At 73.8% G+C, this 19,337-nt stretch carries 20 protein-coding genes and 1 pseudogene; 15 read left to right on the top strand and 6 right to left on the bottom strand.

Going from position 1 to position 19,337, the window contains the following annotated elements; genetic code table 11:
* Nucleotides 1-3: 3 nt before the first annotated feature.
* Complete coding sequence (locus OO52_RS31235; RefSeq protein WP_030655123.1) at nt 4-225, top strand: DUF397 domain-containing protein; 222 nt, start codon at nt 4-6, stop codon at nt 223-225.
* A 74-nt stretch (nt 226-299) separates the two neighbouring features.
* Here OO52_RS31235 and OO52_RS31230 read toward each other — a convergent pair whose 3' ends face one another.
* Nucleotides 300-1,427, bottom strand: a complete 1,128-nt coding sequence (locus tag OO52_RS31230; protein WP_030655121.1) for an 8-amino-7-oxononanoate synthase — start codon at nt 1,425-1,427, stop codon at nt 300-302.
* Nucleotides 1,428-1,574: 147 nt separating this feature from the next.
* Here OO52_RS31230 and bioB point away from each other — a divergent pair, with 147 nt between their 5' ends.
* From bioB to OO52_RS31210, 4 genes are all read left to right on the top strand, one after another.
* A complete protein-coding gene (bioB, locus tag OO52_RS31225) occupies nt 1,575-2,723 on the top strand; it encodes a biotin synthase BioB (RefSeq protein ID WP_030655120.1) in 1,149 nt (382 codons plus the stop codon).
* Nucleotides 2,716-3,996: an adenosylmethionine--8-amino-7-oxononanoate transaminase gene (locus tag OO52_RS31220; protein WP_030655117.1), complete on the top strand. Its 1,281-nt coding sequence runs from the start codon at nt 2,716-2,718 to the stop codon at nt 3,994-3,996. Before bioB ends, OO52_RS31220 begins: the two co-directional genes overlap by 8 nt.
* A 1-nt stretch (nt 3,997) precedes the next feature.
* Nucleotides 3,998-4,714, top strand: coding sequence for a dethiobiotin synthase (gene bioD, locus OO52_RS31215; protein ID WP_030655113.1), 717 nt, complete (start codon nt 3,998-4,000; stop codon nt 4,712-4,714).
* A gap of 457 nt (nt 4,715-5,171) precedes the next feature.
* The gene (locus tag OO52_RS31210; protein WP_030655110.1) at nt 5,172-5,864 is read left to right on the top strand and encodes a class I SAM-dependent methyltransferase; all 693 of its coding nucleotides are present in this window, start codon (nt 5,172-5,174) and stop codon (nt 5,862-5,864) included.
* Here the strand turns inward: OO52_RS31210 and OO52_RS31205 are convergent, their stop codons facing one another.
* Both OO52_RS31205 and OO52_RS31200 read right to left on the bottom strand, forming a co-directional pair.
* Nucleotides 5,865-6,239, bottom strand: coding sequence for a hypothetical protein (locus OO52_RS31205; RefSeq protein ID WP_030655107.1), 375 nt, complete (start codon nt 6,237-6,239; stop codon nt 5,865-5,867).
* 4 nt (nt 6,240-6,243) lie between these two features.
* The gene (locus OO52_RS31200; RefSeq protein ID WP_030655098.1) at nt 6,244-6,486 is read right to left on the bottom strand and encodes a hypothetical protein; all 243 of its coding nucleotides are present in this window, start codon (nt 6,484-6,486) and stop codon (nt 6,244-6,246) included.
* A gap of 211 nt (nt 6,487-6,697) precedes the next feature.
* Between OO52_RS31200 and OO52_RS31195 the strand changes: the two genes are divergently transcribed.
* The 7 genes from OO52_RS31195 to mug all read left to right on the top strand — a co-directional run bounded on the left by OO52_RS31195 (nt 6,698) and on the right by mug (nt 13,963).
* Nucleotides 6,698-7,585, top strand: coding sequence for an LLM class F420-dependent oxidoreductase (locus tag OO52_RS31195; protein ID WP_030655095.1), 888 nt, complete (start codon nt 6,698-6,700; stop codon nt 7,583-7,585).
* 45 nt (nt 7,586-7,630) lie between these two features.
* Nucleotides 7,631-8,056, top strand: coding sequence for a GNAT family N-acetyltransferase (locus tag OO52_RS31190; RefSeq protein WP_030655092.1), 426 nt, complete (start codon nt 7,631-7,633; stop codon nt 8,054-8,056).
* 151 nt (nt 8,057-8,207) lie between these two features.
* Entirely contained in the window at nt 8,208-9,659 is a 1,452-nt protein-coding gene (locus OO52_RS31185) for a hemolysin family protein (RefSeq protein ID WP_030655091.1), read from the top strand.
* Nucleotides 9,656-10,675, top strand: a complete 1,020-nt coding sequence (locus OO52_RS31180) for a hemolysin family protein (protein WP_030655087.1) — start codon at nt 9,656-9,658, stop codon at nt 10,673-10,675. Before OO52_RS31185 ends, OO52_RS31180 begins: the two co-directional genes overlap by 4 nt.
* A gap of 269 nt (nt 10,676-10,944) precedes the next feature.
* A complete protein-coding gene (locus OO52_RS31175; protein ID WP_030655084.1) occupies nt 10,945-11,733 on the top strand; it encodes an SGNH/GDSL hydrolase family protein in 789 nt (262 codons plus the stop codon).
* Nucleotides 11,734-11,900: 167 nt separating this feature from the next.
* Nucleotides 11,901-13,343 carry an adenylosuccinate lyase gene (gene purB / locus OO52_RS31170; protein ID WP_030655081.1) on the top strand — a complete coding sequence of 481 codons (1,443 nt, stop codon included), beginning with the start codon at nt 11,901-11,903 and terminating at the stop codon, nt 13,341-13,343.
* 89 nt (nt 13,344-13,432) lie between these two features.
* Complete coding sequence (gene mug / locus OO52_RS31165; protein WP_078877364.1) at nt 13,433-13,963, top strand: G/U mismatch-specific DNA glycosylase; 531 nt, start codon at nt 13,433-13,435, stop codon at nt 13,961-13,963.
* Here mug and OO52_RS31160 read toward each other — a convergent pair.
* Genes OO52_RS31160 through OO52_RS31150 form a run of 3 tightly spaced genes read right to left on the bottom strand, consistent with a single transcriptional unit; the run spans nt 13,924 to nt 16,046 of the window.
* Entirely contained in the window at nt 13,924-14,367 is a 444-nt protein-coding gene (locus OO52_RS31160) for a hypothetical protein (RefSeq protein WP_030655075.1), read from the bottom strand. The two genes, mug and OO52_RS31160, sit on opposite strands and share 40 nt — an antisense overlap.
* Before the next feature lie 45 nt (nt 14,368-14,412).
* A complete protein-coding gene (locus OO52_RS31155; protein ID WP_030655072.1) occupies nt 14,413-15,123 on the bottom strand; it encodes an ABC transporter permease subunit in 711 nt (236 codons plus the stop codon).
* Nucleotides 15,124-15,125: 2 nt separating this feature from the next.
* A complete protein-coding gene (locus tag OO52_RS31150; protein ID WP_030655069.1) occupies nt 15,126-16,046 on the bottom strand; it encodes an ATP-binding cassette domain-containing protein in 921 nt (306 codons plus the stop codon).
* A 107-nt stretch (nt 16,047-16,153) separates the two neighbouring features.
* Between OO52_RS31150 and OO52_RS31145 the strand changes: the two genes are divergently transcribed.
* The 3 genes and pseudogenes from OO52_RS31145 to OO52_RS31135 form a co-directional block, all read left to right on the top strand.
* Nucleotides 16,154-17,308, top strand: coding sequence for a sensor histidine kinase (locus OO52_RS31145; RefSeq protein ID WP_030655068.1), 1,155 nt, complete (start codon nt 16,154-16,156; stop codon nt 17,306-17,308).
* Nucleotides 17,309-17,322: 14 nt separating this feature from the next.
* A complete protein-coding gene (locus OO52_RS31140; RefSeq protein ID WP_030655066.1) occupies nt 17,323-17,979 on the top strand; it encodes a response regulator transcription factor in 657 nt (218 codons plus the stop codon).
* 98 nt (nt 17,980-18,077) lie between these two features.
* Nucleotides 18,078-19,149: pseudogene (locus OO52_RS31135) on the top strand (ROK family transcriptional regulator); the annotation flags it as partial.
* Nucleotides 19,150-19,337 lie beyond the last annotated feature (188 nt).

Below are 19,337 nucleotides of genomic sequence, written 5' to 3'. Positions count from 1 at the left end.
ACCATGTCAGCTCTGCCTCGGAACGTCCCTGCCAGTACCGACCTGCACCCCGTGCGCTGGCTGCGCAGCAGCTACAGCACGGGAGCGAACAACTGCGTGGAGACGGCCCGGCCGCGCTCCGGCCCCGCCGCCGGACTGCTCGCCGTGCGCGACTCCAAGAACCCCGCCGGACCCGCGCTGCTCTTCTCCGCCGGCAGCTGGGCGGAGTTCGTCACCAGGCTCTGATCAGAGGTCACGTCCCCTGATCGGACCCCTTGCCGTTCATCACCCTCGTGCGACACACGGCCGTGTACGCCGACTCATGGTCGGGTTTCGCCGATGACTCGTACAGCGCGTTCGATCTCCGCCCCGGAGAGGTCCGCCCGGGCGGTCAGCCTCAGCCGTGAGATGCCGTCGGGCACGGAGGGAGGACGGAAACAGCCCACGGCCAGGCCTGCCGCACGGCAGTCGGCCGCCCAGCGCACCGCCTGCTCCGGGGACGGAGCCCGCACGGAGACCACCGCGGCGTCCGGACGCACCGCTTCCAGACCCGCGGCGGTCAGCCGTGCGTACAGCTCCGCGGCCACCTCGCGGGCCCGAGCCGCCCGTTCGGGCTCGCGCTCCAGCAGCCGCAGCGCGGCCAGCGCGGCACCGGCCGCCGCCGGCGCCAGGCCGGTGTCGAAGATGAAGGTCCGGGCCGCGTTGACCAGGTGGTCGATCACCCGGGCCGGGCCGAGCACCACCCCGCCCTGGCTGCCCAGCGACTTGGACAGGGTGGCCGTGACGACCACGTCCTCCGCGCCCGCGAGCCCGGCCGCGTACGGCGCGCCCCGGCCGCCGTCGCCCAGCACGCCGAGCCCGTGCGCGTCGTCCACGACGAGTCCCGCGCCGTGCTCCCGGCACACCTCGGCCAGCGCGGCCAGCGGTGCCCGGTCCCCGTCGACGGAGAACACCGTGTCGGAGACGACGATCGCCGCGCCCCCGCGCGTCGCCAGGGCCTTGCGCACGGCCTCCGGATCGGCGTGGCCGACGACCTGCGTCTCGCCCCGGGCGAGCCGGCAGCCGTCGATGAGGGAGGCGTGGTTGCCCGCGTCGGACACGATCAGCGAGCCGTGCGGGCCCAGCGCGGTGACCGCAGCGAGGTTGGCGGCGTACCCGGAGGAGAACACCAGGGCCGCCTCGAACCCGCAGAACGCGGCCAGCGCCCGCTCCAGTTCGGTGTGCAGGGCGGTGGTGCCGGTGACCAGCCGGGAGCCGGTGGAGCCGCCGCCCCAGGTCCGGGCGGCCCCGGCCGCTCCCTCGACGACCTCCGGATGGCGGGTCAGACCCAGGTAGTCGTTGCTCGCCAGATCCAGCAGCGGCGCGTCGGCGGGACGCGGACGCAGGGTGCGGACGAGTCCGGCGCGGCGGCGCGCCTCGGCCTGCTCGTCGATCCAGCCGAACGCCATGGGTCCTCCGGTGCTTTTGTAGGTAGCGGACAGACCCTAGCGGTACGACCAGCCGCCCAGGGTGTGGCAATACCCACACGGTGAACCTGCTCCGTTGTGCAAAGTCTCCTTGGCCCGGGGCCGTCCCGTAGGACAGGATCAGGCCTCATGGACCTGCTGAACACGCTGGTGGACAAGGGGCTTCGGCGCGAGCTGCCGACCCGCGAGGAAGCGCTCGCCGTGCTGGCCACCTCCGATGACGACCTGCTCGACGTGGTGGCCGCGGCCGGCAAGGTGCGCCGGCACTGGTTCGGGCGCCGGGTGAAACTCAACTATCTGGTGAACCTCAAGTCGGGCCTGTGCCCGGAGGACTGCTCGTACTGCTCCCAGCGGCTCGGTTCCAAGGCCGACATCCTGAAGTACACCTGGCTCAAGCCGGACGAGGCCTCCCAGGCCGCCGCCGCGGGCCTCGCGGGCGGCGCCAAGCGGGTCTGTCTCGTGGCCAGCGGGCGCGGCCCGACGGACCGGGACGTGGACCGGGTCTCGGAGACCATCAAGGCCATCAAGGACCAGAACGAGGGCGTCGAGGTGTGCGCCTGCCTCGGCCTGCTCTCCGACGGCCAGGCCGAACGGCTTCGCGAGGCAGGCGCGGACGCGTACAACCACAACCTCAACACCTCGGAGTCCACGTACGGGGACATCACGACCACCCACACGTACTCCGACCGGGTGGACACGGTGCAGAAGGCGCACGCGGCCGGTCTGTCCGCCTGCTCGGGTCTGATCGCGGGCATGGGCGAGAGCGACGAGGACCTGGTCGACGTGGTGTTCTCGCTGCGTGAACTGGACCCGGACTCCGTTCCGGTGAACTTCCTGATCCCGTTCGAGGGCACCCCGCTGGCCAAGGAGTGGAACCTCACGCCGCAGCGCTGCCTCAGGATCCTCGCGATGGTCCGGTTCGTCTGCCCGGACGTGGAGGTCAGGATCGCGGGCGGCCGTGAGGTCCACCTGCGCACGATGCAGCCGCTGGCACTGCACCTGGCCAACTCCATCTTCCTCGGCGACTACCTGACCAGTGAGGGCCAGGCCGGCAAGGCCGACCTGGAGATGATCGCGGACGCCGGGTTCGAGGTGGAGGGCGCCGACCAGGTGACGCTGCCGGAGCACCGGACGGAGGCCGGGGGCTGCGGGGACACCGGGGGCTGCCACGACGGCGGCGTCTGCGGGTCGGCGCCGGCGCCGGCGGGCGAGCCGCGGACCGACCTGGTCGCGGTCCGCCGCCGGGGCGCCGGGACGGACCTCGCGCCCAATGCCTGAGCTCGGTGTGCCGGAGCTGCTGGAACTGGACCGGCGGCACGTGTGGCATCCGTACGGCCCGATGCCCGGGCGCGCGGAACCGCTCGTCGTGGAGGCGGCGAGCGGGGTCCGGCTGCGGCTGGCGGACGGGTCCGGCGAGCTGGTCGACGGCATGTCGTCGTGGTGGTCGGCCATCCACGGCTACCGGCACCCGGTCCTCGACGAGGCCGTGCGCGAGCAGCTCGGGCGGATGAGCCACGTCATGTTCGGCGGGCTCACGCACGAGCCCGCCGTGCGGCTCGCGAAGCTCCTTGTCGACATGTCGCCTGATGGCCTGGAGCACGTCTTCCTGGCCGACTCGGGGTCCGTGTCGGTCGAGGTCGCCGTGAAGATGTGCCTCCAGTACTGGCGCTCGCTCGGCCGGCCGGGCAAGCAGCGGCTCCTGACCTGGCGCGGCGGCTACCACGGCGACACCTGGAACCCGATGTCCGTGTGCGACCCCGAGGGCGGGATGCACCAGTTGTGGTCCGGTGTGCTGCCCCGTCAGGTTTTCGCGGACGCGCCGCCCGCCGGGTACGAGGAGGCGTACGCGGACCATCTGCGGGAGCTGATCGCGCGGCACGCCGACGAGCTGGCCGCGGTGATCGTGGAGCCGGTGGTGCAGGGCGCGGGCGGGATGCGGTTCCACTCCCCCGCCTATCTGCGGGTGCTGCGCGAGGCGTGCGACGCGCACGACGTGCTGCTGGTGTTCGACGAGATCGCCACCGGCTTCGGCCGCACCGGCGCGCTGTTCGCGGCGGACCACGCGTCCGTCAGCCCGGACGTGATGTGCGTCGGCAAGGCGCTGACCGGCGGCTACCTGACGATGGCGGCCACCCTGTGCACCCCGCGGGTCGCCGACGGCATCTCGCGGGGCGAGGTGCCGGTGCTCGCGCACGGACCGACGTTCATGGGCAACCCGCTGGCCGCTGCCGTGGCCTGTGCCTCCGTCGAGCTGCTGCTCGGACAGGACTGGCTCGCGGAGGTGGGGCGGATCGAGGCGGCCCTGCGGGAGGGCCTGGCGCCGGCGCTCGACCTGCCCGGGGTACGGGATGTCCGCGTCCTCGGCGCCATCGGGGTCGTCCAGCTCGACCACGCCGTGGACATGAAGGCCGCGACCGACGCCGCCGTACGGGCGGGCGTGTGGCTGCGCCCGTTCCGCGACCTGATCTATACGATGCCGCCGTACGTCACCTCGGACGAGGACGTGGCACGGATCGCGCGCGCGGTGTGCGCCGCGGCGCGGGAGGGATGACATGCCGGTACTGGTGATCACGGGGACGGGCACGGAGATCGGCAAGACCGTCACCACGGCCGCCGTCGCCGCCGCGGCGCTCGCGGCCGGGCGCTCGGTGGCCGTACTCAAGGCCGCCCAGACGGGCGTGGGGCCGGACGAGCGGGGGGACGCCGACGAGGTCGCGCGCCTCGCGGGCCCGGTTACGACAGCCGAACTCGCCCGTTTCCCCGAGCCGTTGGCGCCGGGTACGGCGGCCCGGCGGGCCGGGATGACGCCGGTGCACCCGCACGAGGTGGCCGAGCGGGCCGCCAAGCTGGCCACCGAGCACGATCTGGTGCTGGTCGAGGGAGCGGGCGGGCTGCTCGTCCGGTTCGACGCGGCCGGCGGCACGCTGGCCGACGCGGCCAAGCTGCTGGGGGCGCCGGTGCTGGTCGTCGCGCAGGCCGGGCTGGGCACGCTCAACGTGACGGAGCTGACGACGCGCGAACTGCGGCGCCGCGGCCTGGAGCCGGCCGGAGTGGTGATCGGCAGCTGGCCCACCACGCCCGATCTCGCCACCCGCTGCAACGTGGCCGACCTGCCGGAGGTCGCCGCCGCCCCCCTGCTCGGCGCGCTGCCCGCGGGCGCCGGCGCCCTGCCCCCCGCGGAGTTCCGCACAGCGGCCCCGGCCTGGCTGTCCCCCCGCCTGGACGGCACGTGGGACGCGGAGGCGTTCCGGGTACGGGAGACGCCGTAGCCGTACCGGGCCCGGACGTCGGCCGCGCGCCGCGGCGGTGCCGGGCGGCCGAGACCGGCGGAGCAGCGCTGCGGTGCCGGGCCCGGGCGTTGGCAGCGCACGGCGGCGGTGCCGGACGGCCGACGTTGGCGGGATACCGGCACCGAGCCGGGTCCGGACATCGACGGAGCACCGCAGCGGTACCGGGCAGCCGAGGCCGACGGATGGCCGCGCCGAACCGGGCCCGGACGTCCTTGGAGCGCCGCAGCGGTTCCAGGCGCCAGCCTGCGCAACGCCCGAGTGGCTCAGCGGGGGCAACGCCGCAGAACCTCCACCCGGCGACGGACTCCCGTGCCGTGCGGGCCGCCGCGCGCGGCCTGCGGCGACCGGCCCGGCATGCCGCAGGCTGTTCGATGGGGTGCGTCGGGGCGAGTCTGGGGACACTGTTCCCAGGGGCGTGCTGTCCAGGGAGGTTGCCATGCGGCTGCTGTCCGCCCGTTCCGGCCAGGTGGCGCGGGGTCCCGTCCACCATCCGCTGTTCGCCCGTTACTACGCCCGGATCAGCGTCGGCGCCGAGTCCCGGCTCGGGATGGCCGGGGTGCGGGAGCGGATGCTAGCGGGGCTCGCCGGCCGGGTGATCGAGATCGGCGCGGGCAACGGGCTGAACTTCCGGCACTACCCCGGCACCGTCGCGGAGGTCGTCGCGATCGAACCGGAGCCGTTGCTCAGGCAGTTGGCGCTGGAGTCCGCGCTGCGCGCCGAGGTGCCGGTCGACGTGGTGCCGGGTGCGGCGGAAGCGCTCCCGGTCAAGAGCGAGGCGTTCGACGCGGCCGTGCTGTCGCTGGTGCTGTGCAGCGTGCGGGACGTCGCGCGGACGCTCGGTGAGGTACGACGGGTGCTGCGGCCCGGCGGCGAGGTGAGGTTCTTCGAGCACGGGCGGGGCGGCGGCCGGGTGATGACGGTGACCCAGCAGGCCCTGGACCGCACCCTGTGGCCGGTGCTCAATGGCGGCTGTCATCTCTCCCGTGAGCCCGTCGCCGCGCTGCGCGCCGCGGGATTCCGCCTCGGCCCGCACCGACAGGTACTGCTCCCGGAGAAGGGCCCCACGCTGCCGACCTCCTACTGCGCGCTCGGCGTCGCCTGGCGGCCGGACGAGCCGGAGGCCCGCTGATCACAGGCTCCAGCCGCGCAGCTCCCGCGCGATGTCGTCGACGTTCGCCGAGCCGTCCTTGACCAGCCGCGCCAGCTCCCGGACCTGCTCGGGCGTGGTGGCGACCTTCTCGCCGCTGGCGACCAGATAGGCGTAGGCGACCGCCGAGGCGAACAGCGCGTTGGCCCGTTCCAGCGCCGGGACGTGGATCAGCAACTGGAGCAGGGAGGCGGCGCGGGCGTGCGGGGTGTCGTACACGGGCACGCCGAATATCTCGGCCCGGTGCCGGGCGACGGCGGCGACCAGGGCGCCCCAGTCGGTGACCTGAGGATCCCCCGGGGTCTTCTGTTCGGCGAGCATGAGCAGCCAGGCGAGGTCGATGCTGAGACCGTTCAAGGGATCAGCGGCGGCCTTCACCGGCGTCGGTGCCGCGGGTCTCGGCGAACTCCTCCGCGAACACGGACTCGTACTGCTTCATGAAGTCGGCGGCGGCCTCGACGAAGGTGCGGCCCGCCTCGCCGGCGTCCTGTCTGACCAGCTCTTCGATGTAGCGGTTGACGCTCATCCCGCGGGCCAGGGCACGCTCGCGGGCGGCACGGGCGGTGCCCTCGTCCACGCGCACGTTCAGCTGGGTCTTCGCCATGCCTCGACGCTAGCGCCGGAACGCTAGCTGCGGCAAGGGCGCACGGAAGCACGAGGCGGGGCCTTCCCGAGCCGGTCCTTCGTGGACGAGCGGACCGGCGGCCCCTTCCTCGCCGGCGGGCGGATCGTCGACGAGGTTCTGATCGCTGGGGCCGAGGTCGGACATGATGGAAGCGGACCAGACTCATGTCACCGCTGACCGGGGAGAGTTCATGCCGCGTCCGTTCCGCTTCGGAGTCAACCTGCTCGCCTCCGCGCCCGCCGACGAGTGGCGCGCCAAGTGCCGCCGCGCCGAGGAGCTGGGGTACGACGTGATCCTCGTCCCGGACCACCTCGGCATGGTGGCGCCGTTCCCGGCACTGGTCGCGGCGGCGCAGGCGACCGAACGGCCCCGGCTCGGCACGTTCGTGCTCAACGCGGGCTTCTGGAACCCGGCGCTGCTGGCCCGTGAGGTGGCGACCACCGACGCGCTGACCGGCGGCCGGCTCGAACTCGGCCTGGGCACCGGGTACGTACCGGCGGAGCACGAGGCGGCCGGGCTGCCGTACGGCTCCCCGCGCGAGCGGGTGGACCACCTGGAGCGCACGGTGGCGGAGCTGGAGCGGCTGCTCGGTTCCGCGGAACACGCGCCGCGGCCCGTCCAGCCCCGGGTGCCGCTGCTGATCGGCGCCAACGGCGACCGGATGCTGCGCCTGACCGCGGCCCACGCGGACATCGCGGCCTTCACCGGTGCCCGGCCCGGCAGGACACCCGGCACGCTGGATCCACTGAGTGCCGAGGAGCTGGACGAGCGGGTGGCCCGCTACCGCGCGTCGGCGGCGGACCGGGCGGAGCCCGCCGAGCTGAACCTGCTGATCCAGGTCGTGGCCGTCACCGACGATCCCGAGCCGGTGCTCAAGCCGCTGCTGGAGCGGCGGCCCGGTCTGACCGTGGACCGGGCGCTGGCCCTGCCCCTCGTGCTGGCCGGTCCGCTGGAGGAGGTCGTGGCGAAGGCGCGGGCCCAGCGGGAGCGGTTCGGGTTCTCGTACCTGACCGTGCTGGAGCCGTTCATGGAGGCGTTCGCGCCTGTGATGGAACGGCTGCGCGCACAGCCCGCATGACGGAATCCGGGGCGGCGCGCGGACGTCCCCGATCATGATGAGCGCATGACTGATCTGCGTCTGCGCGCCGCCGTGTCCGACGATCTCGACGCCGTCCTCGCGTTCTGGAAGACGGCCGCCGAGGGCACCAGCATCAGCGACGACCGCGCCGGGCTGGAGCGCCTGACCGACCGCGACCCCGAGGCCCTGATCCTCGCCGAACGGAACGGCGAGCTGGTCGGCACGGTGATCGCCGGCTTCGACGGCTGGCGGTGCCACCTGTACCGGCTCGCGGTGCACCCGGAGCGGCGGCGGCAGGGCATCGCCTCGGCGCTGCTGGCCGCCGCCGAGGAGCGGTTCGTACGGCTCGGCGGGCGGCGCGCGGACGCGATGGTGCTGGTGCGCAACGAGACCGCGCACCACGCCTGGGGTGCCGCCGGGTACGGGCCGGAAGAACACTGGCGGCGCTGGGTGAAGCCGCTCACGGACTGAGACCGAAAGCTTCTTTGCTCATCCTTTACCCTTGAGGGAGCACTCGGCCCTCTATGAAAGGTTGTGAGCGTCCGCCCATGGGCGAGCCTCCCAGTCCGCGATACCGCGCGTTCTCCCGAACCCTGTCCGATCCTGGGACGGGGGTGACCTGATGACCGAAGTGCTCCTCCTTCTGGTGGCGATCCTGCTGTCGCTGGCCTGTGGCGCCTTCGTGGCGGCGGAGTTCTCGCTGACCACGGTGGAACGCGGCGAGCTGGAACGGGCCGCCGCGCGCGGCGAGCGCGGTGCCGCCGGCGCCCTGAAGGCCGTACGGAACCTGACCTTCCAGCTGTCCGGCGCGCAGCTCGGCATCACCGTCACCAACCTGGTGGTCGGCATGCTCGCCGAGCCGTCGATCGCCAAGCTGCTCGCCGGCCCGTTCCAGGCGGTGGGTCTGTCCCGGACCACGGCGAGCTCGGCCGCGCTGGTCCTGGGCACGGCGCTGTCGACGGTGGTCCTGATGGTCGTCGGCGAGCTGGTGCCCAAGAACTGGGCGATCTCCTCGCCACTGACCATGGCCAGGCGGGTCGGCAACGCGCAGCGCTTGTTCAGCGCCGCCTTCCGGCCCTTCATCACCCACCTGAACAACACCGCCAACCGCTTCGTGCGCCGGCTCGGCATCGAGCCCGCCGAGGAGCTGGCCTCCGCGCGCGGGCCACAGGAGCTGGCCGCCCTCGCCCGGCACTCGGCCAAGGAGGGCGCCCTGGAGGCGGACACGGCCGAGTTGTTCGTCCGGACGCTGAACCTGGCCGACCTCACCGCCGAGAACGTGATGACCCCGCGCGTCCAGGTCGTCGCCCTGGACACTCAGGCGACCTGCGAGGACGTGGCCAACGCCACCCGGGCGACCGGCCTGAGCCGGTTCCCGGTCTACCGGGGCAACCTGGACTCGGTCGTCGGCACCGCCCACATCAAGGACGTGCTGGCCGTCCCGGCCGACCAGCGGCGCCACCGCACGGTCGCCCAGGTGATGCGCGAGCCGCTGCTGGTTCCCGAGTCCCTGACGGTCGACCGGCTGCTCGACCGGCTCGGCGGCAGGCGCACCATGGCCGTCGTCATCGACGAGTACGGCGGTACGGCCGGGGTGGCCACCCTCGAGGACATCGTCGAGGAGGTCGTCGGCGAGGTACGGGACGAGCACGACCCGCACGAGACGCCCGACCTCGCCCCCGCCGGCGCGGACGAGCGGGGCCGGGCCCTGTACGCGGCGGACGGCGCCGCCCGCACCGACCAGCTCGCGCGCGTGGGGCTCCGCGTGCCCGAGGGGCCGTACGAGACCCTGGCCGGCCTGGTCGCCACCGAGCTGGGCCGGATACCCGCCGCCGGTGACAGCGTCGAGGTGGCCGGCTGGCAACTGGACGTGGTCGACGCCTCGGGCCGCCGGGCCGCCAGGGTGCTGATGCACGCGCCGCTGGACGACGAACGGTCCGTCGGACCCGACGGATCCGACCGGACCGCCGGAACCGGCCGGACCGCCGGAACCGGCCGGACCGAGCGCAGCGGCGGGACCGGGGGACGCCGTGGGACCGACGGTCCCCGTGGGACGCGGGAGGGGACGCGATGACCGCCGTACAGCTCCTGATCGGGCTGGCGACCCTCGTCGTCAACGCCTTCTTCGTCGGCGCCGAGTTCGCGCTGATCTCCGTGCGCCGCTCACAGATCGAGCCGCTGGCCCAGGAGGGCGACCGGCGCGCACGCAGTGTGCTGTGGGGTCTGGAGCACGTGTCCGCGCTGCTGGCCGCCGCCCAGCTCGGCATCACCCTGTGCACGCTGGTCCTGGGTGTGGTGGCCGAGCCGGCCATCGCGCATCTGCTGGAACCGGTGTTCCACGCGGTGGGCGTGCCCGTGAGCGCGGGTCACGTCGTGTCCTTCGTGATCGCGCTGACCCTCGCGACCTATCTGCACATGCTGCTGGGCGAGATGGTGCCCAAGAACATCGCGCTCGCCGAACCGGTGCGCAGCGCGCTGCTGCTCGGTCCGCCGCTGGTCACGCTGTCCCGGGCGCTGCGTCCGGTGATCTTCGCGATCAACGCCTTCGCGAACGGACTGCTGAAGCTGCTGCGCGTGGAGGCGAGGGACGAGGTCGCGGCGACCTTCACGGACGCCGAGCTGGCCGAGATCGTCAAGGACGCCAGTGAGGCCGGCCTGATCGACAACCGGGCGCAGGAACGGCTGCACGACGCGCTGGAGCTGGGCAGCCGGCCGGTGCGGGACGTGGTCGTACCGCTGCAACGCGTCGTCTACGCGCGCGTGGGCGTCACCCCCGAGCAGGTGGAGCGGCTGTCGGCCGAGTCGGGCTTCTCCCGGTTCCCGGTGGTCGACACCAGCCGCCGGATCGTGGGCTACCTGCACGTCAAGGACGCGCTGGACGCCTCCCCGCGGGACATGCCGTTCCGTCTGGGCGACATGCGGTCCATCGCCCGCGTCCGCGAGAGCACCCCCCTGGACGACGTCCTCACCGCGATGCGCGGCAGCCGCACCCATCTGGCGGCCGTCCTCGGCGACGACGGCCGGCTGGCGGGCCTGGTGACGATGGAGGACGTCCTCCGAGAACTGTTCGGCCAGCCCGTGCAGGGCTGAGCGGGGCGCTGACGCCGGACGGCCGAAGGGGCTTCGTCCCGCGTCAGGCGCCGGCCGGCGCCTGACGCGGGGGCGGCTCACGGGTCGCTCCCGGGCGGGCCGTGAGGGGACGGGCGGGTCCGCAACCACATCGGACCAGGCCTCGAACCCGGCCTGTCGGGCGGAACAAGGCGGCCCGGACGACGGGGCGGGCCCCGGGGCTGGGCCGGACGGGTGGCGCGGGCCGACCGACCGGCAGGTATTGGCCTCGGGATACCATCTCTGTCGCCATGCAGACGAACCCCACTCCTCCCCCGTACACCAGCCTCGTCGCGGTCGGCGACTCCTTCACCGAGGGCATGTCGGATCTGCTGCCCGACGGCTCCTACCGCGGCTGGGCCGATGTGCTCGCCGCGCGAATGGCCGCCCGCACGCCCGGGTTCCGGTACGCCAACCTGGCCGTGCGCGGGAAGCTGATCGGGCAGATCGTCGACGAGCAGGTGCCGGTGGCCGCGGCCATGAACGCCGACGTCGTCACGCTGGTCGGCGGGCTGAACGACACCCTGCGCCCCAAGTGCGACATGGGCCGGGTCCGGGGCCTGCTCACCGAGGCCGTGGAACGGCTCGCGCCGTCCTGCAAGCAGCTGGTGCTGATGCGCAGCCCCGGCCGCCAGGGCCCGGTGCTGGAGCGGTTCCGGCCGCGCATGGAGGAGCTGTTCGCCTGCGTGGACGAGCTGGCCGAGAAGCACGGCGCCCTGGTGGTCGACCTGTACGGGGCGCCCGCGCTGGCCGACCCCCGGCTGTGGGACGTGGACCGGCTGCATCTGACGGCCGAGGGACACCGCAGGGTCGCCGAGGCCGTGTGGCAGACGCTCGGGCACGCCGCCGAGGACACCGAGTGGCATGTGCCGATGGCGGCGACGGCTCCGCCGGGCTGGGTCACGCGCCGGGTCGCGGACGCCCGGTTCGCCCGGCAGCACCTGCTCCCGTGGATAGGCCGCCGCCTGACCGGCCGGTCCTCCGGCGACGGCCGGCCGCCGAAGCGGCCGGAGCTGCTGCCGTACGAAGCCGAGGCGTAGCCTGCTCCGGGACCTGCCCGGCACCCCCTGGACAACCCGTTCGCGCTGTGCCACGCCGATGTGCCGGCGGAGCCGGCCGACGCCGACGAGGTGACCGGGGTCTCGTAGCTTCCACCGAACACACCCATGGCGCTGGCCTGCACGAACCGCCAGTAGAATCTGGACACGTGACTTCTGCGCCCGCCAAGCCCCGCATCCCCAACGTCCTCGCCGGACGCTACGCCTCCGCCGAGCTCGCCACGCTCTGGTCCCCCGAGCAGAAGGTGAAGCTGGAGCGTCAGCTCTGGCTCGCCGTGCTGCGGGCCCAGAAGGACCTCGGGATCGAGGTGCCGGACGAGGCGATCGCCGACTACGAGCGCGTGCTCGACACCGTCGACCTGGCCTCCATCGCCGAGCGCGAGAAGGTCACCCGGCACGACGTGAAGGCGCGGATCGAGGAGTTCAACGACCTCGCCGGGCACGAGCACGTGCACAAGGGCATGACCTCCCGCGACCTCACGGAGAACGTCGAACAGCTCCAGATCCGGCTCTCGCTGGAGCTGGTGCGCGACCGTACGGTGGCCGTGCTGGCGCGCCTCGGCAAGCTCGCGGGCGAGTACGCCGAGCTGGTCATGGCCGGCCGCTCCCACAACGTGGCGGCGCAGGCCACCACCCTCGGCAAGCGGTTCGCGACCGCCGCCGACGAGCTGCTCGTCGCCCACGGCCGGGTGGAGGAGCTGCTGGCCCGCTATCCGCTGCGCGGCATCAAGGGCCCGGTCGGCACCGCTCAGGACATGCTGGACCTGCTGGGCGGGGACGCCTCGAAGCTGGCCGAGCTGGAGAACCGGATCGCGCGGCACCTGGGCTTCTCCCAGGCGTTCACCTCCGTCGGCCAGGTCTACCCGCGCTCGCTGGACTACGAGGTCGTCACCGCGCTGGTGCAGCTTGCGGCGGCGCCCTCCTCGCTGGCCAAGACGATCCGGCTGATGGCCGGGCACGAGCTGGTCACCGAGGGCTTCAAGCCGGGCCAGGTCGGCTCCTCGGCGATGCCGCACAAGATGAACACCCGCTCCTGCGAGCGCGTCAACGGCCTCATGGTCGTCCTGCGCGGCTACGCCTCCATGACGGGCGAGCTGGCGGGCGACCAGTGGAACGAGGGCGACGTGTCCTGCTCGGTGGTGCGCCGTGTCGCGCTGCCGGACGCCTTCTTCGCCCTGGACGGCCTGCTGGAGACCTTCCTGACCGTCCTTGACGAGTTCGGTGCCTTCCCGGCCGTGATCGCCCGCGAGCTGGACCGTTACCTGCCGTTCCTGGCCACCACCAAGGTGCTCATGGGCGCCGTGCGGGCCGGGGTCGGCCGCGAGGTCGCGCACGAGGCGATCAAGGAGAACGCCGTGGCCACCGCGCTGGCGATGCGTGAGCAGGGCGCCGAGCGCAACGACCTGCTCGACAAGCTCGCCGCCGACGAGCGACTGCCGCTCGACCGCGAGCGGCTGGCCGCGCTGATGGCCGACAAGCTCTCCTTCACCGGCGCCGCCGCCGACCAGGTCGGTGTGGTCGTCGGCCGGATCGAGGAGATCGTCAAGCGGCACCCGGAGGCCGCCGGCTACACCCCCGGAGCGATCCTCTGACCGGCGCACCCCGCTCACCCCGTTCACCGGGCACACCGCGCTTCACCAAGGCGGAACTGGAGGCCGCCCGCGACCGTCTCGTCCCGGACGTGGTCGCGGACGGCCTCCGGGTGCTGTTCTGCGGGATCAACCCGGGGCTGATGACGGCCGCGACCGGCCACCACTTCGCCCGCCCCGGCAACCGGTTCTGGCCGGTGCTGCACCTGTCCGGCTTCACACCCCGGCTGCTGAGGCCGGCCGAGCAGGAGGAGCTGCTCTCGTACGGCCTCGGCATCACGAACGTGGTGGCGCGGGCGACCGCGCGGGCGGACGAGCTGACCGCCGAGGAGTACGTCGAGGGCGGGCGGCTGCTGGCCGAGAAGGTGGCGCGGCTGCGGCCGAGGTGGCTGGCCATGGTCGGCGTGACCGCGTACCGGGCAGCCTTCGGTGACCGCACGGCTCAGGTCGGTCCGCAGGAGCGGACGATCGGGGACTCCCGGGTGTGGGTGCTGCCCAACCCCAGCGGGCTGAACGCGCACTGGACGGCGGCGACGATGGCGGAGGAGTTCGCCCGGCTGCGGGAGGCCGCGGGGCTGCCCGGTCAGGGCGGGTCGGTCTCCGTCACTATCCCGAGCAGCTGAAACGGCAGTTCCTTGTCCCACTGGGACACACCGAGGGCGACCCAGCGGCCCGCCTCCGGGACGCGCCACAGGTGGACGTCGGGGACGTGGCCGCTGAGCCCGGCCCAGGGCTCCGCGACGTCCTCGCCCGCCAGGGTCCGGTCGAGCACGCTGTACAGGCTGAACTGCTGCGGCCGGCCCCACCGCTCCCCGAGCCGCTCCGCGAGGCCGTCCCGGTCGGCCTCGTACTGCGCCTCCGTCTCCTCCCGTGCGCTGCCGTCGCCCTCCCAGAAGTCCTCGCTCGTCTGTAAAGCGGCTATGTGATAGCCGGGCCCGCTCTCGCCGTGCTCCGTCCTGCCCTGCGCCGACGGGAACTCCCGGGCGCACAGCAGGTCGACGAGGGTCAGGCACTTCGCGATGTCCATGGGATCCAGTAAAGCGGGGGCCACTGACAATTGGCGGTGCGTCAGTCAGGCGTCCCTGCGCAGCACACTCCACCCGCCCGCCACCAGGGCCGCCGCCGTCCACAGCGCGGTCACCGCGAGCCCGCTCCACGGGCCGAGGGTGCCGTCCCAGGTGCTGTGCAGGGCGACTTGGCCGGCCCGGTCGGGGAGGAAGTCGGCGACACCGCCGGACAGGTCGCCGACGACGAAGGAGACGATCAGCAGGAACGGGATCAGCACGGAGAGGGTCGCGACGGCGCTGCGCAGCACGGCCGCGAGTCCGGCGGCGAACAGGGTCATCAGCGTCAGGTGCAGCCCGCAGCCGACGGCGCCGCGCACGCCCTCGGCCCAGCCGGGTGCGGACGCGCCGAGCGCCGCGCGGCCCACCAGGAGCGTGACGAACCCGGTGAACAGCCCGACGGCCAGCGCGGGCAGCGCGATCGCCGTCGTCTTCGCGGCGAACCAGCGCCCGCGGTCGGGCACCGCCGACAGCGTCAGCCGCAGCGTGCCTCCCCGGAACTCCGACGCGACGGCCGTCGTACCGAAGGCGATGGCGGCTGTCTGCCCGAAGTTGATGCCGAAGAACACCGAGAACAGCGGGTCGGTGTCGTCGGCGTCGGCTGCGGCGAGCGCCGAGAACGCGGCGGTGGCGACGAGGACCGCGGCGAGGGCGCCCAGCAGGGAGCGCAGGGTACGGATCTTGATCCACTCGGCGTGGAGCGCGGGTGCGAAGGACATGGTCAGGCCTCCTGGGGCTGTGCGGTGAACTCGGCCTCGGCCACCGTCAGATCGAGGTAGGCCTCCTCCAGGGTGGCCTCGTGGGCGGAGAGTTCCAGGACGGGGACGCCCGCCTCGGACATCAGCCGGCCCAGGTCGTCCACGCGCGAGTGCCGTACCGTCCAGGTCCCGTCCTCGCCCCTGGAGGCGTCGAGGCCGTGCCGGGCGAGGAGGTCGCCGAGGGCCGCGGGGTCGGTGGTGCGGACGCGGACGTGGGGCCGTACGCGCGCGTGGATGAACTCCCGCACCGGTGTGTCCGCGAGCAGGCGGCCCCGGCCGAGGATCAGCAGGTGGTCGGCGAAGGCGGCTGTCTCGCCCATGAGATGGCTGGAGACCAGGACCGTACGGCCCTCGGCGGCGAGCCGGCGCAGCAGCGTGCGGATCCAGATGATGCCTTCGGGGTCGAGGCCGTTGGCGGGTTCGTCGAGCAGGACGACCTCGGGGTCGCCGAGCAGGGCGGCGGCGATGCCGAGCCGCTGGCGCATGCCGAGGGAGTACGTCCGTACCCTGCGCCGCGCCACGGGCGCGAGGCCGGTCTCCTCCAGGACCGTGTCGGCCCGGCGGGCCGGGATGCGGTTGCTCGCGGCGAGGGCCAGCAGATGGTCGCGGGCGATGCGGGATCCGTGCGCGGCGCCCGCGTCGAGCAGGGCGCCCACCCGGCGCAGGGGTTCGCGGAGCCGAGGGTAGGGGTGGCCGCCGATCGTGGCGGTGCCGGCGGTGGGCCGGTCGAGGCCCAGGACGAGGCGCAGGGTGGTGGACTTGCCCGCGCCGTTGGGACCGAGGAAGCCGGTGACCCGGCCCGGGCGCACGCGGAAGGTGAGGTGGTCGACGGCCCGCCGGCCGCCGTGGTCCTTGGTGAGGTCTCGTACGTCGATGCTGGTCATGGCAACAGCCTGGCCGGGAGCGGCGGTTGGCTCCTCCCCCGCCGGTGGAGACCGTCTCCCCCGTGCGGGGGAGGCCCGTTGTCGGTGCCGCCTGCGACGATGAGGCCATGGCTCGCCTTCTGCGCCCGCTGCTGCGCGGGACGACGTACACGCGCCTGCTGCATCTGTGGGTGCCGATGCTGGTGGTCAGCGTCTGGCTCTTCGTCTTCCCGTCGGTCCCCTGGGTGCCCGCGCTGTTCCTCGTCCCGCTGGGTCTCGTGCCCGCTGTGCGCCGGGGCGAGGGGCTGCAGGCGCGGCTGCTGCTCACGCCCGGTGAGCCGGAGCCGGGCATCTCCGAGGCGCCGGCGACGACCTGGCGGGACCGGCTGCGTACGGTGCTGTGGCTGGAGCTGCGCATGCTGCTCGGCGCCGTGACCGTGTTCGCCTCGGTGTGGTTGCCCATCGTCGGCTTCGAACTGGCGCGGTGCGCCTGGGGCGGGGCGCCGGGCGGGGTCCCGCTGCTGGACCGGCTGCCGGCGCACCGCGCCTGGGCGCTGCTGGCGCCGCTGCCGCTGCTCGCCCTGTACGGGCTGGTCGTCGGGCTCGGTGAGCTGGTCACGGCCGGTGCGCGCCGGCTGCTCGGGCCGGCGGCGGCCGAGCGGCTGGCCGCGCTGGAGGAGCGCACCGAGCAGTTGCTGGAACGCACGCGCATCGCACGGGAGTTGCACGACTCGATCGGGCACGCCCTGACGGTGGCCGTGGTACAGGCGGGCGCGGCGCGGGAGGCGGGCGATCCGGAGTTCACCGACCGGGCGCTGGGTGCCATCGAGGAGACCGGCCGGGCCGCGCTGGAGGATCTGGAGCGGGTGCTGGGCGTGCTGCGGGAGTCCGAGCGGCCGGTGAGCGCGCGGCCGACGCTGGCCGACGCGGGGCGGCTGCTGGAGTCGGCGCGGGCCTCGGGGGCGAAGATCGACGCCGAGGTCACGGGTCCGCTGGAGGCCGTGCCGGGCCCGGTGTCCCGCGAGGGTTACCGCATCCTCCAGGAGGCGCTCACCAATGTGCTGCGGCACGCGGGAGCCGTGCCCGTGCGGGTCCGGGTCGCGGTCGGCGACGGGACGCTCGCCCTGGAGGTCCGCAATCCGCTGCCGGGAGCGATACCCGGCCCGGGGCGGGGCAGCGGCCTGCGGGGCATACGGGAGCGGGCCGCGCTGCTCGGCGGCGCCGCCCGGACCGGCCCGGACGAGGGCGACTGGCAGGTCCGCGCGGAGCTGCCGGTCGGCTGATCTACGCTGACCGGATGCCGGTCACCGTACTCCTCGTCGACGACGAACCCCTGGTCCGCGCGGGTCTTCGGGCCGTGCTGGAGGCGCAGCCCGACATCGAGGTTGTGGGTGAGGCGGCCGACGGTGCGGCGGTCATCCCGCTCGTGCGGCAACTGCGGCCCGACGTGGTCGCCATGGACGTACGGATGCCCCTGATGGACGGCATCGAGGCCACGCGCGCGGTGCTGCGCACCGTGGCGGAGCCGCCGAAGATCCTCGTGGTGACCACCTTCGAGGACGACGAGTACGTGTACGAGGCGCTGCGCGCGGGCGCCGACGGGTTCCTGCTGAAGCGGGCCCGCCCGGCCGAGATCGTGCACGCGGTGCGGCTGGTCGCGGAGGGCGAGTCACTCCTGTTCCCGGCGTCCGTACGACGCCTCGCCGCCCGGTACGGCGACGGCGCCCGTCCGGCGCGGACGGTGCTGGAGCGTGCCCGGCTCACGGAGCGGGAGGCGGAGGTGCTGCGGCTGATGGCGCGGGGGCTGTCGAACGCGGAGATCGCAGCCCGGCTGGTGGTGGGCGCGGAGACGGTGAAGTCGCATGTGAGCGCGGTCCTGGCCAAGCTCGGCGCGCGCGACCGCACCCAGGCGGTGATCGCGGCCTACGAGTCCGGGTTCGTGGAGCCGGGGTGATCGAAGGGCCCGGCCGCGTGCGGGACCGGACACTCGCCGGGGGTGGACCGGGCCGAGTACGATCCGCCCAACACGCCCGCGAGCTGGGAGGACGGACGGTGGGGCAGCTGACCGGTGGCGATCCCTCGCTGCTGCGAAGGATCAATTCCGCGGTGGTGCTGCACGCGCTGCGTGCCAGGGACTGCGCGACGCTCACCGAGATCACCCGCGTCACCGGACTGTCCCGGCCGACCGTCGAGGGAGTGGTGGAGGGCCTCATCGAGGGCGGCCTCGTCGTGGAGGCGGCGGCCGAGGACGGCGGCGCGCGGCGGCAGGGGCGGCCCGCCCGGCGGTTCCGGTTCCGGGCCGAGGCGGGGCATCTGCTGGGCCTGGAGATCGGCCCGCACCGGGTCGCCGCGCTCCTGTCCGACCTGGACGGGCGGGTGCTGGGCGCGCAGGCCAAGGAGGTCGCCGAGAAGGCGCCGGCGGACGAGCGGCTGGACCGGCTGCGCGGCGCGGTCGCGGAGCTGCTGCGCCGGGCCGGGGTCGCGCGCAGCTCGCTGCGGGCGGTGGGCGTGGGTACGCCGGGCATCGTGGAGGCGGACGGCACGGTGCGGCTGAGCACGGCCCTGCCGCAGTGGACGGGCCTGAAGCTCGGCGAGCGGCTGAGCCGTTCCTTCCGTTGTCCGGTGCTGGTGGAGAACGACGCCAACGCGGCGGCGGTCGCCGAGCACTGGAAGGGTGCGGCGGCCGAGACGGACGACGTGGTGTTCGTACTGGCCGGGCTGAGCCCGGGGGCCGGTTCGCTGATCGGCGGGCGGCTGCACCGGGGTTACGGCGGGGCGGCCGGGGAGATCGGCGCACTGCATCTGCTGGGCCGGGAGGCGACGCCGGAGACGCTGCTGTCCACCACCGACGAGCCGCTGCACCCGCTGGACGAGCAGGCGGTGGCCGAGGTGTTCGCGCTGGCGCGCGAGGGCGACCAGCGGGCCCGGGCGGCCGTGGAGCGGTTCATCCAGCGACTGGTGCACGACGTGGCCGCGCTGGTGCTGGCGCTCGATCCGGAGCTGGTCGTGATCGGCGGGTGGGCGGCCGGACTGGACGGTGTCCTGGAGCCGCTGCGCTGCGAACTGGCCCGGTACTGCCTGCGTCCGCCCCGGGTGGCGCTGTCCATGCTGGGGGAGGCGGCCTCGTCGGGTGACCGGAGCGCCCGGCATGGTGAGCGCTCGTCGGTGACCAGAGCGCCCGACACGATCACCACCCGCCGGCGACCAGACCGCCCGACACGATCACCACCCGCCGGCGACGCGAGTGCCTGGCACGGTGACCGCGTGTCGGGTGACCAGGGCGCCCGGCATGGTGAGCGCTCGTCGGGTGAC

It is taken from the genome of Streptomyces flaveolus (assembly GCF_000716535.1).
GTDB lineage: Bacteria > Actinomycetota > Actinomycetes > Streptomycetales > Streptomycetaceae > Streptomyces > Streptomyces flaveolus_A.
The sequence above is the reverse complement of the archived record's forward strand: the minus strand, read 5'-3'. Positions and strand labels throughout refer to the sequence as shown.